Here is a 14,807-nt window from a genome sequence, read left to right on the forward strand (position 1 = left end):
ATCACTGTCTCCAATCTAGAGTCATTTTTAGGCATTGCATATCATTAAAAGCTGTTTGATAGGCTGAATCAGCATCCTGAGGATTGCTGTTGTGTGTAATCAATCCATCCAACGCTAATTGCTTAGACCGAATGAGTTGATATACATTTTGGATATCCTGAGGTTGCCACTGGGCCGCAATACGCATTTTCATTTCGCGCATAAAGGCTGGGGCAAACATATAGGAAATAGCTTGGTCGTAAAAGCCAGCAAGAACAATTTCTCCTTGCGGACGTAAACGAGTAATTAATGTATTGATTAAACTGGCGTCACCACTGGCATCGCAAATGACGCCATATTGGTGATAGTCATCATCTTTTGGGTTGACCACTTGATAACCTGTTGCACCCGACATTCTGATCGGATTTGTTTCCCAAACGGTTGGAGTTTTTCCTTTAGACATAGCAATACGCGCTAACAAACGCCCCACGACGCCATGACCAATGATCAAATCAGGTTGTGCCTCAGTCTTGCCTTCGGTGACATGATAGGCTGTGGCTGCTAAGGCTAGGAGAATGGCTTCTTTACCAAAATCCTCATCAAGAACAGTGAGACGTTGATGCGCAATCACAACATGTGATGCAGCTCCACCAAATAATCCTTTTACTTCACCGTAACATTTAGCGCCAGGAACAAACACACGTTGGCCAACTTGTAGGCCAGCTTTTTCAGAAGTGTGAGTAATACGACCGACAGATTCATAACCGGGAACTAATGGGTAACCCATGCCTGGAAAATGTGGCATGGCGCCACTCCAAATTAATTTTTCCGTACCTGTGCTAATACCACTGTATTCCATTTCAACAGCGACATCTTCGGGGCCAAGTTCGTCAATGCGAAGCTTAGTCAAAGCAACGTGTTTGGGTTGATTAATTACTACTGCATGCGCTTCCACTATTTTCACCCTGTTTTATTAAAGTTACACCATAACTGTAAACTAATTTATACACTTTTATCTATCACTGCATCAGTAAAAACCCTTAAGGATTTTTACTTACTTTTCCGCTATAACAATTTGAGCATTGATTTTCATCATATTTTTTATCGGTTTGGTTTTTTTAAAACCCGCCTCTGATAAAAAATTTGTAATTTCCTGAATACTTCTTGGCCTGCCACGCCCCATTGCCAATAAATAAAATCCAAAATAAGCCTGACCCATAGCTGGTAATTCGGGGGTATCTGCCATCGGCTCTGCAATTAAAAGCTTGCCGCCAACGGGCAAAGACTGATAAATGGACTTCAAGAGTTGCTTGACGCGACTGTCGTCGTGATCAAAGATCACTCGAATTAAAGTCACAATGTCGGCTCCAGTTGGGATTGGATCATTAAAAAAATCCCCTCCAATACATTGGACACGTCCTTGACCTAACCGAGTATTCAGCTTTTCTTGAGCTAAAGTGGCCACACCCGGCAAGTCAAATAATTTAAATTGTAGATTTTTAGCATGCGGACTGAGTAGACTAATAAAGGTCCCTTGACCACCGCCAATATCCAACAAACATTGATGTTGATTGAAGTTATATGCATCAATGATTTCATCAGCAACTAAGGGTAGTGAGGCTGACATCAACTCAGAATATTGCGCCACCTTTTCCACATCAGAAAGACTCTTTAATTCCTCGCTGTGATCAGTGATATACGGCCAATAGCTTTCGAGGGCTTTTTCTTTTAAATCACCTCGCAATAAGGTAATTGGGTCACGCAAATCTTGATATAAAGCACTATGATGCTCGATCATGGACAGCAAAGCTTGATTACCAACCAGGGGCGCTCCCAGCGTTCCTAAGGCAAATCGTCCCTGGCGTGTCTCGATGAGGTTGATAGCCTGTGCACCAAGCAATAAGCGCTCTAACCCTTTAAATGGCAAGTCGACTTTTGTGGCCAATTCATCTATGGTCAAAGGTCCATTTGCTAAATGCTCAAACAAATTAATACGCACACATCCCAACAAAATTTGGGAATATACAAACCCTGCCATTAAGTCAAAAACGCCTTTAGCCCGATGTTGAGAAATAGAACTAAGAAGCGGAATCCGGCTCACATCTCGTTGGAACTGACGACTCGAAATTAAGCGATCTTTCCAGATGAAGAACTTATCCCAAAGGGAATACTTTTCCTTTTGGGATGACAACATATCAGATAAAGAATTTGCCATAAAACTAAGCAATCAGTTGCTTGACTGATTGAGTACGTTGCTCTCTTAAAACTCTGTCATAAAGAGCATTTGGCACTAAGCGCTCTGATTCAGATAAAACTAATTTCTTGAGCATGTCTTGCCCAGGGCAATCGGGTATGGATCTGATTGCACGTGCAACCAACTCATCGAAATATTCCACCGCGCCATCTAAACCAAATTGCCTTGTAGCACTTGGACGATCTAACTCCTCATCCTTACCCACTGGCTTACCTAAACTCTGCATATCCCCAAGCACATCCCGAATATCATCGGCAACTTGATAAGCCTCACCCAAACTATCGCCCAACGTCAGCCATACCTTAGGATTGCCTCCAGCAGCAGCAGCTCCGGCAGCTGTAGCCGCAGAAAATAAGGCGCCCGTTTTGGCCTTTTGATATGTATGAAGTGATACCTTTGGCTCACATTCCCAAGCCTGACCAGCAATAATGCCGTGAGGAACACCCACACCTTGCATCACTATTTTCATGACCGGCGCTAAACGATTTAAGGACTGTTCGGCGGAATGTAAGAGCGCTTCAAAGGCCATCACAATTAACGCATCTCCAGCCAGAACAGCTAAGCGTTCGCCATAGGCTTTATGCACGGAAGGTATGCCACGACGTAAGTCTGCATTATCAAAACACGGTAAATCATCATGCACCAAAGAGCCGCAGTGCAACAGCTCTAAAGCAACTCCAGCGCCCATTGCTAAGCTAGGATCATCATTGCCACATGCAGCAGCCACAGCTAGGCATAACTGTGGTCGAATTCTTGCTCCACCAGGAATCACCGCATGGCGAATCGCTTGGTTTAATAAGCTAGGCCCCCCCTGATTTTCATAGGAACTCAAGGTACTTTCTAAAGCTTTCTCAATCAGCAACTTAGGTGACATATTGGCTCCTTCATCTAGGAAATGACGAATTGTGTAAAATAATTTATTCACTTAATATGTAAACAAATATAGACACTTGGGGTATTAATGTCAATATAATGGGGTTTAATTAGGGTAAACACTTAAAGTGAGATCGAATTTATTCAATCTGTACTCGAAAATATAAATACAAAATAGGAGGTCAATGAAATGAACACGACGCTAACAATTATTTGTGTAGTTCTTGGTATTTTTGGCGTGGGACTCTTTATGAGAGCCTATCATCTTGGCAATGAAACGCTCAATAAAATCCACAAAACAGATCAGTCAGATAACAACTAATCCATTAACATCTTGGCTGCCTGAACCACGGAAGCAGATTTACCTTGGGGCAGTGGCAAATAATGCGCTCCTAAATGATGAGCAATTTGTTGATTGGTTTCTTGAGGCTTCAGTGAGGTGTCTATAAACAGTATTTGTAATTGCTCTAAGCGCGCCTGATTCGCGCAAGATAAGGCATCCTTAAAGGCGTCTTCTCGTCCACCGATGCCGTCAATACTTACGTTCGCTCTGCCATCCGTTAATAAAATAATCAACGGAGTTTGACCCTTGGACTTTAGTTTTTTACCAAACTGTGCTGAATCTCGAATCGCGCTAGCTAGCGGCGTTCCGCCGCCACCTGGCATTCCCGCTAATAAGCGCTTTGCTCGCACGAGTGATCGTGTAGGAGGTAATATCAATTCAACTCGCTTCCCGCGAAACGTCATCAGGGCAACTTGATCGCGCCGGATGTAACATTGCGCCAACAATAGTTCAACGGCACCTTTGGCCTCTGATAAGCGCTCCATCGCTGATGAGCCTGATGCATCCACAACAAATACCGTAATCGTAGTCGTTCGTTGCACAAATTGTTTTAAATGAATATCATCGGCCTTCACAATAATTCTTTGTGAAGAAGTAAATTCGTTTGGGGATTCAAGTCGGCGAATTTTCTGCCAAGGACTAGCCGCTTGTATTGTTTTTAAAATATCAATTTTGTGCTTATAACTAGGCCTGCCTTTTCGAGATGGAAGGGCTTGACCACTTAACAATCCTTTTTGAAGCTGTCCTACCTTACCTTGTGAATTGTTATTAGTTTTGATGATTTTTTTGTGTTGATCGAAAGAATCTAAAAGGTTTTGAGATAAATTTGCTTTGCTAGCTTCGATAATCATCTCTTCTAAATCTTCTTGACGCAGAGGGGCTGGCGCATTCTGTGGAGCATCCTGAGTTTGCATTTCATCTGAGTTCGATGAAGTATCCTCTGAAGGAGGTGGTGGTTGATTCTCATTCTGGGGCGGCATCTGATTTTCCTCAGAAGAATCTTCCTCTAGACTAGAATCTTTAGATTGCGGCAGTCTGGTAATGCGGTGAGCAAAAATTAAACGTGTTGCCGTCTGAATATCCCTTTGCTCAAGCTGGTCACTACCTCGTAATGCGGCCAAAACTCGTGATGCGCGAGCAACAAATAAGCCAACTCTTAAGGAGTCGACGCCCAAAGATTGCGCCGCAGTCATGACAGCCTCTAGGGCTTCCATCGGAAACTCAATATGATGTAGTTGTTTTCGAATTTCTAGAAAATCAAGTTGCTCACAGGCAAAGTGACAGTCCCGATAAGATAGTGATTCTAAATTGATCTGAAAAGCCAAGCGCTCAACAAAACGCGGTAATAAATGCTGATCTTCATCAGCAAGACTTTCATCAAAAGCAACCATGCCAAATTGAGATTTCAAATCATATGCTTGGGTTAATAAAGCCGCTGCGTGGGATTGCATACGTTCAGCCATTGGGAGTAAAAGTAGCCCCGTTTGTACCTGATCTAATATTCCCAGGGAATACACTTTTTTTTGTAGTGCCAAGGTTTTTAATAAATCTAGCTCGCCAATCAAAGCCCCTTCATCTGCGTTACTTGGAACTTTGATTAAAGCTACTTGGCCTTGAATCAGTTGTTGCAAGCCTTTTAGCCAAATATCTCTAACCGGGCCGGCTTGGGATTTAACCCAAACACCTCCCAACCCGGAGGGATCAACAGCAATCATCCTAGCAATCAAACACGCATCTAACCAACGTGTTTGGTCTAGTTGCGATTGCTCCATGATTAAATCCATTTATTTTACGAATATCTCTTCTAAAGCTCGTTCAATGCGAACCGTGGATCCCGTATCGTCCAGAGGATCTCTTCGCAAGCGATGTCTTAATGCATAGGGAGAAATTCTTTTCAGATGATCCAGCGTCGCTACTTTCTTATTTTCAAATGCACACAACGCTCGAATCGCTCGCATCATCGTCAACTCACCGCGTAATCCATCCGCCCCAAGATGAGCACATAATTCCGATATTTGAATCAATAATTCATCACTAACCGAGACTTTTAACAAACGTGTTCGGGAAGAAATAATTTGATTTTGTAATTCTTTTTGGGCTACCGACCACTGCTCAATAAATGCTTCTGGTTGACGCTCAAACATTTCACGACGTTTAATAATTTCAATCCGAGTCATGACTTCTCTGGGCGTTTTAACCTCTACCGACAGACCAAATCGGTCTAATAACTGTGGACGTAATTCACCTTCCTCTGGATTGCCACTGCCAATCAAAACAAATTTTGCAGGATGCCTAATACTTAAGCCATCACGCTCTACAACGTTCTCACCAGAAGCCGCAACGTCGATCAATAGATCGACCAGATGGTCTTCCAGTAAATTGACCTCATCAATATATAAGTAACCACGATTAGCCTTTGCTAAAAGACCAGGTTCAAATGACTTCACACCTTGAGATAAGGCTTTTTCAATATCTAGTGAGCCAACAATGCGATCCTCTGTAGCCCCTAATGGCAAATCGACTACAGGCGCACTCATCGTTTGTGCTTTTAGCTTTTTTCCACCTTGGGTTAAAGCGAGACAATTACTGCAGAGATTACTACTCGAGGGATCGCAGTGATACAGGCATGCTTCTACGGCCTTCATCGGTGGCAACAGGGCCGCTAAGGCCCTCACCATGGTCGACTTTCCTGTACCACGATCACCAAAAACGAGGACGCCTCCAATACTGGGATCAATGGTGGATAAAATCATTGCTAATTTCATCTCTTCCTGACCAACAATTGCTGTAAAAGGGAAATTAAAAGCCATTTTTTCTTTTCTTTATTGTGATGTAAACATTGTTATATTAAACATTAATAAATAGACTTGTTGAAGTTAAATCTCATTTAACCAATACTAACCAATGATTTAGATGATGATTAACATGGGATAGCATGAGATATTAGATTACAAACTGTAAAATTTAAATGTCAGTAATTTCCCTAGTTTTACACTTTAAGCGTAAATTTTTATTGACATTTTATTTCGTTTTTAATAAATTGCTAGGAAAGCTAGCCCAAATAAGGGTGTGAAAATATCATCTTGGGTGATATAAAAGATTAAATCATTCGGAGATGCTGTGATTCAAGTTCTGTCTAAAGCCAAATCTCTTATTGGTGTAAAAGATCCGCAAGACCATGCAAGGTTTGCTCATCTCTCCTATCGCAGTGCCGCACTGCAAGAGTTTAATGACCATGACTTGCATGAACTCGAAATCGCCGCCGCCAGCACAAATAAGAAACTTGGTATTACTGGGGTTTTTATATACAGTAATGGTGATTTTTTCCAATCAATAGAAGGTCCTCCAGACTCACTAGAAAAAGTTTGGTCGAAAATTCTAGCGGATAACAGGCACTCCATTACCGAGGTTCAACCTCTCAGTTTTTCATCAATCAGAATGTACTCTGGTTGGAATATGAGGCTTTTTAAGGATAAATACGGTCCATCTAAAGGCAAAAAAATTGTCACCAATAACAATCAAATTTCTGATGTGTTATTGAATATCGTCAACAATGACATCTGGCCTGAGATATCAAAAAAGTTTGAATTTCATCTCTCCAGCACCAACAGTGATGCTTATGAAATAGATAAATTAGCTCACCTTTTAGTGAAAGATCCATCTGATCTTCCAGAGCAACTTTTAAACTCGTATTATAAAAACTGTCACTATGCGTTAGATAAATACTATTCTTTTGTCATTGGTCCCTTAGCAAGTCATTTAGGTGATTTAAGTGCTGAAGATGTATTTAATGAATTTGAAGTAACTATTGCCCTTCATCGCGTACTGTGTTTTTTTCGAAAATTGCGGAACCGCAACTCACAAACTTTTGATGGTATCTCCCCGATAGTGAACATCATCAATATGCCAGGGGAAAACCAGATTATTTCAAGCGTTATCGACTATGAAATTTTGTGGCAAGCGGGTATGAATGTATCTCTTCATTTCCCAAGAACAGATGAGGAACTCATTCATTTAATCCGTAATAACAACATTGATATTTTAGATTTATCCCAAAGTCCGACACAGTTTAAGAACGATCAATTACCTCGATTAAAAATACTCATTGAGAATATTCATACGAACTCTCTCAACTCGAAGATAAAAGTCATCATTAAAGGTCGTGGCTTTTCAAAGCTATCGAAAAACTTCGAACATGTAGGTGCTGACTTAATTTGCAATATCTCTAGTGAATTAAAGCAAGATATTCTAGATATGACTTTTGCACCTGCTCCTAAAATCCTCAAACCTATACAAATATACGAATCTTTAAAGAAAACTATTTGGCATTAGTGGATAGATCTTTTTATCCGCAACTCTATTCAAGTTTCATATTCTGCGTAGTCTGCAAAAATTGAAGCAGATACGGAAGACTTTTTTGAGGGTCTTCTTCTTGAGGTAAATGCCCTATATTGGGTAAAACGTGTAATTCAGCTTGTGATATTAAAGCTAAATAGTCCTGAGCATTCTGCACAGGGATCATCCCGTCACGCTCACCCCATAAAAGTAAAACTGGGCAGTGAATTTTTTTTAAGAATGGGGCTGGATCTTTTAACACTGTCTGACGCATTCGATCAATCATCGCTTGTCGATTACCTGGATAGAGGGCTAATTCATAATATCGATCAAATAATTGATCAGTTAAAACAGATTTATTGAAATAGGCGAACTCTAAATTTTCTCTAAAGATGAATTTCGGGAAAATATAGTTGATCATACTTAAATAGCTAGGAATCTCTGGAGCCTTGTTATAGTTCATCCCAGGACTTTTAAACCCATCTGGAGATATCAGAACCAGCTTGTCAACTCGCTCTGGATGCATGGCTGTGAAATACCAAGCAATCCTTCCACCAATCGAATTTCCCACCACATTTATTTTCTGAACCTTTAAGGCCTCCAAAAGACCTAGAATGATTTGAACACTTCTTTCATCTGAATAATTCAGTTGTTGGTCAGGTCCACTTAAACCAGATCCTGGTAAATCGAAACGAATCACACGAAAATCTTTCTCTAATTCTTTTGACCAATCTTCCCAAGTATGTAAGCTAGCACCAAAACCATGCACAAAAACAATGACTGGTCCCTTTGGGTTGCCAGTATCTCTAATATGTATTCGACTACCTTTAACTTCAATCAACTGTGAAGATGCGTTACTATATTTTTTTACTAAATAATCCTCTGAAAGATCTGATCTCCAAATAATAATGATTGCTAAGCATGCAATTATGCTTATGAGCAATAAAAGATTTCGTAGGATTTTTTTCATCTGGTAAAAGGCTGTGTGTTTAGTTTTCGCTTATATTCATCTAATTACTAGCTTACTGCAAAATGAAAATATTTCTTACTGGGGCATCGGGATTCGTTGGCAAAAACTTGATGGCTTTTCTTATGAATCAAGGTCATGACGTGATCGGACATTTGCATACGCCTAAAGACTCTATTGATCCTCTCGGTCGAAAATTTTGTCACATGAATCTTCTCAATCACCATGAAATACTAGATGTCCTTAGTGATGTCGATACGGTAATTCACTGCGCTGCTCTTGTGAGTACCTGGAGTTCCCCAGAAACCCTTTATGAAAATAATGTATTAGTAACAAAATCATTATTAGAATCAGCCAAACAAGCTGGCGTGCAACGATTTATTTTCTTAAGTTGTGCATCTGTCGTGATGCAGCAACGACAAGCTCTTTTAAGTATTTCCGAATCTCTCCTCTTAACGAATCGGGATGAACTTCCCTATGTAACATCCAAGGCCCTAGCTGAAGCTGAAGTTTTAAAAGCGGCTACTGAAAACTTTAAGACTATTGCCCTTCGTCCTGCTTTTATTTGGGGTAAAGGAGATATTATCGATCGTCAAATTGGCCAATCTGCAAAAGATGGCAAGTTTGGCTGGTTTAATCAAGGCAACTATTTATACTCAACCTGCTACATCGAGAATCTTTATGAAGCGGTCTCAAAAGCAATCACGTCCAATCGATTTGGTGAAGCTTATTTTGTTTCTGATGGTGAAGCTGTCAGTTTTAGGATATTTATGAGCGAAAGGCTACGTATCAGCTGCTTCCCAATACCTAGCTTATCGATTCCTATCAAGCTTGCCTGGCCCTTAGCTAGATTTACAGAAAACGGTTGGAAGTATTTGCCCTTAAAAGGTATCCCACCGATTACTAGAGAAATTGTCAGGCTAACTGGCCTGCCATTTACTGTATCTATCGAAAAAGCAATCCAACAATTAGATTATCAGCCGGCATATTCTGTTCATCAAGGATTAGAACATTTAGCAAGACAGATAGAGAGCTCTCAAGTAGTGATCTAGGTTCTTCATTCTTGTCCCGAGACCTTAAGATGGTTGATCTTATTAAGGTTTTTACCTATACAACAATATATCTCTACAATTGTTTGACTAACCATATTTCTTATCAGTTTTTATTTCATTTTCAAAGTATGAAATAATTTTAAAAATAACAATGCATAGTGTAGACATCATGAATTTAGAAAACGATCTTTTTTTACGAGCCTGTAAATACGAAGAAACCGACAGAAGCCCTGTCTGGCTAATGAGGCAAGCTGGTAGATATTTACCTGAATATCAAAAAACCCGAGCGAAAGCTGGAAGCTTTATGGGTTTAGCCACAAATCCTGATTATGCTGCTGAAGTAACTCTTCAACCGCTAGATCGCTATGACTTAGATGCTGCTATTTTATTTTCTGACATCTTAACCATACCTGACGCCATGGGCTTAGGACTGACTTTTGTAAATGGTGAAGGCCCACAATTTGCTCATCCTTTGCAATCCGAAAGTGCTGTCAATAATCTTGCTGAAGCCGATATGGGTCAACTAGACTATGTTTTCAATGCAGTCAAAACAATTAAAAAATCATTGCAACGAAATGGCAAACAACGCGTTCCTCTCATTGGGTTCTCTGGAAGTCCATGGACACTAGCCTGTTACATGATTGAGGGCAGTGGCTCAAAGGATTTTGTTAATACCAAAAAAATGCTTTATAACCGTCCTGACTTATTGCAAAGAATTTTAGATATTAATGTTCAGTCAGTCACCAAATACCTCCAACTACAAATTGATGCTGGTGTAGAAGCTGTGATGATATTTGATACCTGGGGTGGTATGTTAAGTACCCCAGATTATTTAAAATATTCTTTAGATCCAATGTCTCGAATCATACAAAACATTAAATCCAACAAAAAATATGAGTCAATACCCACTATTCTGTTTACTAAAGGTGGGGGCGGCTGGCTGAATGCGATGTCCTCATCCAATGCAGATGTCTTGGGTCTTGACTGGACGATTGATCTCAAGGTTGCTAGAGAAACTTTAAGTGCCAGTGGGAAAAAGATAGCGATTCAAGGAAATCTAGATCCGCTGATCCTATTATCCAACCCTCAAGAAATAGAAAAAAGAGTTCATGAAAGTATGACGAATCTTGCGCAGGCTAATATCGGTAACGCCAATCCTTTGCATGGCCATATATTTAATTTAGGGCACGGCATCAATCTTGCTACTCCTCCAGAAAATGTACAAACCTTAATCGAGGCTGTCAGAAAATCTTCCACTCAAGTAAGATTAAATCAATGATGACTTCTACCCCTTCACCGACCCGCCTAATCATTGCGTCTCGTGAAAGCCGTTTAGCGATGTGGCAAGCTGAGCATGTCCGAGATTGCTTAAAAAAACTTTATCCTCAGTGTGATGTGCAGATTTTAGGAATGACAACTATCGGGGATCAAATTTTAGATAAAGCTCTTTCGAAGATTGGTGGTAAAGGACTCTTTGTTAAGGAACTAGAAACCGCCATGCTGGAAGGCCGCGCCGATTTGGCAGTCCACTCTCTGAAAGATGTACCCATGGTAATGCCAGAGGGCTTTGAACTAGCTTGTGTTATGTCGAGAGAAGATGCTAGAGATGCTTTTGTTTCGAATGACTTTGTTGGTCTAGAGGAGTTGCCTGCGGGTGCTGTTGTTGGTACATCTAGCCTTCGGCGCGAATCAATTTTAAAAGCCCACTTTCCGCATCTGGTAATTGAACCACTTCGCGGCAACTTAGATACTCGCCTTAGCAAACTTGATAAAGGTCAATACCAAGCAATTATTCTCGCAGCAGCAGGTTTAAAACGTTTAGGACTGGAACATCGGATTCGATCCTGTTTGGCCTTAGATACTTATACTCCTGCGGCTGGTCAAGGGGCGCTTGGTATTGAAACCCTAACGAATAATCCTCATATAAAAAAGTGGCTTGAACCACTCAACGATCTACCCACATTATTAGCTGTGTCTGCAGAACGCATGATCTCCCGTCAATTAGGTGGCTCGTGTGAAGTTCCTCTTGCAGCCCATGCTGTATGGGCAAATGACCATATCGACTTAAACTCGTTTGTTGCAAGCTTAGATGGTCAAACCATTTGTCGTGCGCATGGTAACGCACCGGTGAAGAACGTGCATGAAGCAGAGGCCTTAGGACTCCTTCTTGCAAAGGACCTTCTCAACCAAGGCGCTGCCACGATCATACAAAATCTTCCCAAACTAAAATAAATTAGCTTGATAACTTTTTTGGCTATACGTTCTTTTTCATAAAGCATTCTTTTTCATAAAGTACGCAATAGCCCAACACACAATAATTAATGCTAAAAGCTTATTGGTATTTTTCATCAGAAAAATAAGTCCACGATCTTCTAAAGATAAATACTTTTTCTTTTTAGGAGTACCTTCTTGACTGCTACGAACTTCTTGATTCTTACCCCAACTGTCTATAGATACATTTAAAAATACTTGCTCTGCGCTTTGATTAGTCGCAACTTGGGCTTGTCCTTGTAATGAGGCTAATGAGTTTTTTGTTTTTTCTAACTCATTTTCTAAAAATATCGCGCGTTGTACTAATAGATAACTCGCATTGGGCTGTACTGAAAGTGCCTCATTAATTTTGTTCTGCGCCAATGTGTCTGTAAAACTAACTCGTGTTTGAATGAGTTGTCTTAAAAACCCCATTAGAACTCTAGATTCATTGTCTGTCATATCTGTCCTTTTAAAGAAAATAAACTCTCAAAATCGCTTCATGAATAATTTTTTACTCTTACACCTTCAATTTTTTTCATTCGTCACGCCAAAATGAAGAAAAAACTTGTGTAAAACATTTAAAAATACAAATTTTTTTACAAAAAATCGGCTTTATAGGCCAAAAAAAGTATTAAATACATATAAATCAATTGCTTAAATAATTACAACAGCATATATCTAAAGTGTAACTATTATTTGACATATTGTAGTGTCTAATTTAAATTACTACTAGGAGTGGTTAAAAATTATCTTTAGATATTTTTGGTCACGAATAGCCCACGTGCGGGCTTTGCACGAAAAGATCTTTCAAAAGGAGATATCACAATGTCAGATCCAAATAAAGTTTGGCCGACAGGTCTAACTGAGGCAGAGTCAGAAGAGATCCACAGACACTTAATTCAAGGAACTCAGTTCTTTGGTTTAATTGCTGCGTTAGCTCACTTGCTGGCTTACATTTATTCACCTTGGCTCAAATAACGGAAGGAACACAAAATGATTTACGGAAAATTGTGGTGTGTAGTTAAGCCTTCTGTTGGTATTCCAATTATTATTGCTGCCGTGGCATTTGCTTCATTCAATGTTCACTTGCAATTAGTAAACAATACCTCATGGGTTAAAGCTTTTTTAAATGGAAATGCTCCTGTTGCTGCAGTTGCAAAAGAAGCGCCGAAGACGCAGTAGATGGTAAAAAGAGTAAATCAGGATGAATTTCATCCTGATTTTCTCCTAAACTCTTTACTACAATAATTAAATAAAGATGACGTCGATTAGCCAAAAATTAATTAGCAATTGGTCTAGGCTTGGTACGCGATTTTTGCCTTTTGCAGATGCCGCTACTCCTGATGTTCCTCTAACGCGCTTACTTCGATTGTCGCTTTTTCAGGTGTCAGTCGGCATGGCCTTAGTCATGCTGATTGGCACCTTAAACAGAGTTTTGATTGTGGAACTAAAGGTACCTGCATCACTAGTTTCCATCATGATTGCAATTCCCCTTGTTTTTGCTCCATTTAGAGCGGTGATTGGTTTTAGATCCGATAATCATCGATCTGCCCTAGGTTGGAAAAGAGTTCCCTATATTTGGATGGGAACCTTAGTTCAGTTTGGTGGTTTTGCCATGATGCCTTTTGGTCTTCTCGTTTTATCTGGTGCCGGGCAAGCTAGTAATGCTCCTCAATGGATTGGTCAACTCGGAGCAGGTATTGCCTTCCTGTTTGTTGGCGCTGGACTCCACACTACCCAAACCGTTGGCTTAGCACTCGCCAATGATTTAGTCCCTCCAGAATCCCAACCTAAAGTAGTTGGACTGATGTATGTCATGCTGTTAATCGGTATGATTGTTAGTGCTTTTATTTTTGGTACTTTGTTAAGTGACTTTAGTCCTGGTAGATTGATTCAAGTGATTCAAGGTGCTGCCGTAATGACGCTTGTTCTAAATGTCATTGCCCTTTGGAAACAAGAAGCTAGAAGACCAGCACATCTCTACCCCGCCCCGCCCAAAGCCAAAACATTTAAGGAATCTTGGGATGCTTTCCTAGAAGGAAATGATGCGAAACGTCGTTTGATTGCTATTGGCCTAGGCACAATGGCCTTCTCGATGGAAGATATTTTACTCGAACCCTATGGTGGTGATATTCTGAAACTAACGGTTTCACAAACAACAAGTCTAACTGCAGCTCTAGCAGGTGGTGGGCTTCTTGGCTTTGCTTGGGCTTCTCATATTCTTAGTAAAGGCGCCGATCCTTTTAAAATGGCAAGCCTTGGAGCTGTGATTGGCATCCCGGCTTTCATGGCAGTGATTCTGTCAGGACAAATCAGTGAGCCTATTTTATTTGCCCTCGGGACCATGTTCATTGGTTTTGGTGCGGGACTTTTTGGTCACGGCACATTAACCGCCACGATGAATCTAACGCCAAATGGTCAAAGCGGCTTAGCACTTGGAGCATGGGGTGCAGTTCAAGCCTCCGCAGCAGGTTTAGCAATTACCTTTGGAGGAATCATCAGAGATGTGGTTGCCCATCAAACCAACTCCTCACTCATTGGATATACAACTGTTTATGCCATTGAGATTTGTTTATTAGCCATGACAATAATTGCAATGTTGCCTCTAATAAAAGCTCGCAATACGAATCAAGTCGTAAAGGTTTAGTTTTACAATAGTTAGAAGATTTAAGAATCAGCATCAGTTTTATCGTATGATTTAATTACATTTACTCACTGAGGAGAACAGAATTGAAAACTTACCAACTATTT

The 14,807-nt window shown here is 40.4% G+C and carries 15 protein-coding genes; 8 read left to right on the forward strand and 7 right to left on the reverse strand.

Annotation, left to right across the window (positions count from 1 at the left end; all coding sequences use genetic code 11):
* Position 1: 1 nt before the first annotated feature.
* The 3 genes from bchC to QMN06_RS09925 form a co-directional block, all read right to left on the reverse strand.
* Positions 2-934 (reverse strand): chlorophyll synthesis pathway protein BchC, encoded by a 933-nt coding sequence (gene bchC / locus QMN06_RS09915; protein WP_281969964.1) that lies wholly within the window; start codon positions 932-934, stop codon positions 2-4.
* A 99-nt stretch (positions 935-1,033) separates the two neighbouring features.
* Positions 1,034-2,194, reverse strand: coding sequence for a methyltransferase (locus tag QMN06_RS09920; RefSeq protein ID WP_281969965.1), 1,161 nt, complete (start codon positions 2,192-2,194; stop codon positions 1,034-1,036).
* A 4-nt stretch (positions 2,195-2,198) separates the two neighbouring features.
* On the reverse strand, positions 2,199-3,107 hold the full coding sequence (locus tag QMN06_RS09925; protein ID WP_281969966.1) for a polyprenyl synthetase family protein: 909 nt from the start codon (positions 3,105-3,107) through the stop codon (positions 2,199-2,201).
* A 189-nt stretch (positions 3,108-3,296) separates the two neighbouring features.
* Between QMN06_RS09925 and QMN06_RS09930 the strand changes: the two genes are divergently transcribed.
* Positions 3,297-3,428 (forward strand): hypothetical protein, encoded by a 132-nt coding sequence (locus QMN06_RS09930; protein WP_281969967.1) that lies wholly within the window; start codon positions 3,297-3,299, stop codon positions 3,426-3,428.
* Here QMN06_RS09930 and QMN06_RS09935 read toward each other — a convergent pair.
* The gene (locus QMN06_RS09935) at positions 3,425-5,221 is read right to left on the reverse strand and encodes a magnesium chelatase subunit D (protein WP_281969968.1); all 1,797 of its coding nucleotides are present in this window, start codon (positions 5,219-5,221) and stop codon (positions 3,425-3,427) included. The two genes, QMN06_RS09930 and QMN06_RS09935, sit on opposite strands and share 4 nt — an antisense overlap.
* A 12-nt stretch (positions 5,222-5,233) precedes the next feature.
* Positions 5,234-6,259: a magnesium chelatase ATPase subunit I gene (gene bchI, locus QMN06_RS09940; RefSeq protein WP_281969969.1), complete on the reverse strand. Its 1,026-nt coding sequence runs from the start codon at positions 6,257-6,259 to the stop codon at positions 5,234-5,236.
* Between the two features lie 310 nt (positions 6,260-6,569).
* Here bchI and QMN06_RS09945 point away from each other — a divergent pair, with 310 nt between their 5' ends.
* Positions 6,570-7,781, forward strand: coding sequence for a BLUF domain-containing protein (locus tag QMN06_RS09945; RefSeq protein WP_281969970.1), 1,212 nt, complete (start codon positions 6,570-6,572; stop codon positions 7,779-7,781).
* A gap of 25 nt (positions 7,782-7,806) precedes the next feature.
* Here QMN06_RS09945 and QMN06_RS09950 read toward each other — a convergent pair whose 3' ends face one another.
* On the reverse strand, positions 7,807-8,727 hold the full coding sequence (locus QMN06_RS09950) for an alpha/beta hydrolase (protein ID WP_281969971.1): 921 nt from the start codon (positions 8,725-8,727) through the stop codon (positions 7,807-7,809).
* 89 nt (positions 8,728-8,816) lie between these two features.
* Here QMN06_RS09950 and QMN06_RS09955 point away from each other — a divergent pair, with 89 nt between their 5' ends.
* The 3 genes from QMN06_RS09955 (at position 8,817) to hemC (ending at position 12,035) form a co-directional block, all read left to right on the forward strand.
* Positions 8,817-9,803 carry an NAD(P)-dependent oxidoreductase gene (locus QMN06_RS09955; RefSeq protein WP_281969972.1) on the forward strand — a complete coding sequence of 329 codons (987 nt, stop codon included), beginning with the start codon at positions 8,817-8,819 and terminating at the stop codon, positions 9,801-9,803.
* A gap of 166 nt (positions 9,804-9,969) precedes the next feature.
* Positions 9,970-11,082, forward strand: a complete 1,113-nt coding sequence (gene hemE, locus QMN06_RS09960) for a uroporphyrinogen decarboxylase (RefSeq protein WP_281971766.1) — start codon at positions 9,970-9,972, stop codon at positions 11,080-11,082.
* The gene (gene hemC / locus QMN06_RS09965; protein WP_281969973.1) at positions 11,079-12,035 is read left to right on the forward strand and encodes a hydroxymethylbilane synthase; all 957 of its coding nucleotides are present in this window, start codon (positions 11,079-11,081) and stop codon (positions 12,033-12,035) included. Before hemE ends, hemC begins: the two co-directional genes overlap by 4 nt.
* Positions 12,036-12,071: 36 nt before the next feature.
* Here the strand turns inward: hemC and QMN06_RS09970 are convergent, their stop codons facing one another.
* Positions 12,072-12,515: a DUF2076 family protein gene (locus tag QMN06_RS09970; protein WP_281969974.1), complete on the reverse strand. Its 444-nt coding sequence runs from the start codon at positions 12,513-12,515 to the stop codon at positions 12,072-12,074.
* A gap of 366 nt (positions 12,516-12,881) precedes the next feature.
* Here QMN06_RS09970 and pufB point away from each other — a divergent pair, with 366 nt between their 5' ends.
* From pufB to QMN06_RS09985, 3 genes are all read left to right on the forward strand, one after another.
* Complete coding sequence (pufB, locus tag QMN06_RS09975) at positions 12,882-13,034, forward strand: light-harvesting antenna LH1, beta subunit (RefSeq protein ID WP_108648778.1); 153 nt, start codon at positions 12,882-12,884, stop codon at positions 13,032-13,034.
* 15 nt (positions 13,035-13,049) lie between these two features.
* Entirely contained in the window at positions 13,050-13,238 is a 189-nt protein-coding gene (locus tag QMN06_RS09980; protein WP_281969975.1) for a light-harvesting protein, read from the forward strand.
* A gap of 76 nt (positions 13,239-13,314) precedes the next feature.
* Positions 13,315-14,703, forward strand: a complete 1,389-nt coding sequence (locus QMN06_RS09985; RefSeq protein WP_281969976.1) for a PucC family protein — start codon at positions 13,315-13,317, stop codon at positions 14,701-14,703.
* The last annotated feature ends 104 nt before the right edge of the window (positions 14,704-14,807 follow it).

It is taken from the genome of Polynucleobacter sp. SHI8, from assembly GCF_027944005.1.
In the GTDB taxonomy this organism is placed as follows: domain Bacteria; phylum Pseudomonadota; class Gammaproteobacteria; order Burkholderiales; family Burkholderiaceae; genus Polynucleobacter.

What these genes read in the sequence shown, in the direction of transcription:
- QMN06_RS09920 (WP_281969965.1), bottom strand. Translation starts at nt 2,194, where the DNA reads ATGGCAAATTCTTTATCTGATATGTTGTCATCCCAAAAGGAAAAGTAT.
- QMN06_RS09925 (WP_281969966.1), bottom strand. Translation starts at nt 3,107, where the DNA reads ATGTCACCTAAGTTGCTGATTGAGAAAGCTTTAGAAAGTACCTTGAGT.
- QMN06_RS09930 (WP_281969967.1), top strand. Translation starts at nt 3,297, where the DNA reads ATGAACACGACGCTAACAATTATTTGTGTAGTTCTTGGTATTTTTGGC.
- QMN06_RS09935 (WP_281969968.1), bottom strand. Translation starts at nt 5,221, where the DNA reads ATGGAGCAATCGCAACTAGACCAAACACGTTGGTTAGATGCGTGTTTG.
- bchI (WP_281969969.1), bottom strand. Translation starts at nt 6,259, where the DNA reads ATGGCTTTTAATTTCCCTTTTACAGCAATTGTTGGTCAGGAAGAGATG.
- QMN06_RS09955 (WP_281969972.1), top strand. Translation starts at nt 8,817, where the DNA reads ATGAAAATATTTCTTACTGGGGCATCGGGATTCGTTGGCAAAAACTTG.
- hemC (WP_281969973.1), top strand. Translation starts at nt 11,079, where the DNA reads ATGATGACTTCTACCCCTTCACCGACCCGCCTAATCATTGCGTCTCGT.
- QMN06_RS09970 (WP_281969974.1), bottom strand. Translation starts at nt 12,515, where the DNA reads ATGACAGACAATGAATCTAGAGTTCTAATGGGGTTTTTAAGACAACTC.
- pufB (WP_108648778.1), top strand. Translation starts at nt 12,882, where the DNA reads ATGTCAGATCCAAATAAAGTTTGGCCGACAGGTCTAACTGAGGCAGAG.
- QMN06_RS09980 (WP_281969975.1), top strand. Translation starts at nt 13,050, where the DNA reads ATGATTTACGGAAAATTGTGGTGTGTAGTTAAGCCTTCTGTTGGTATT.
- QMN06_RS09985 (WP_281969976.1), top strand. Translation starts at nt 13,315, where the DNA reads ATGACGTCGATTAGCCAAAAATTAATTAGCAATTGGTCTAGGCTTGGT.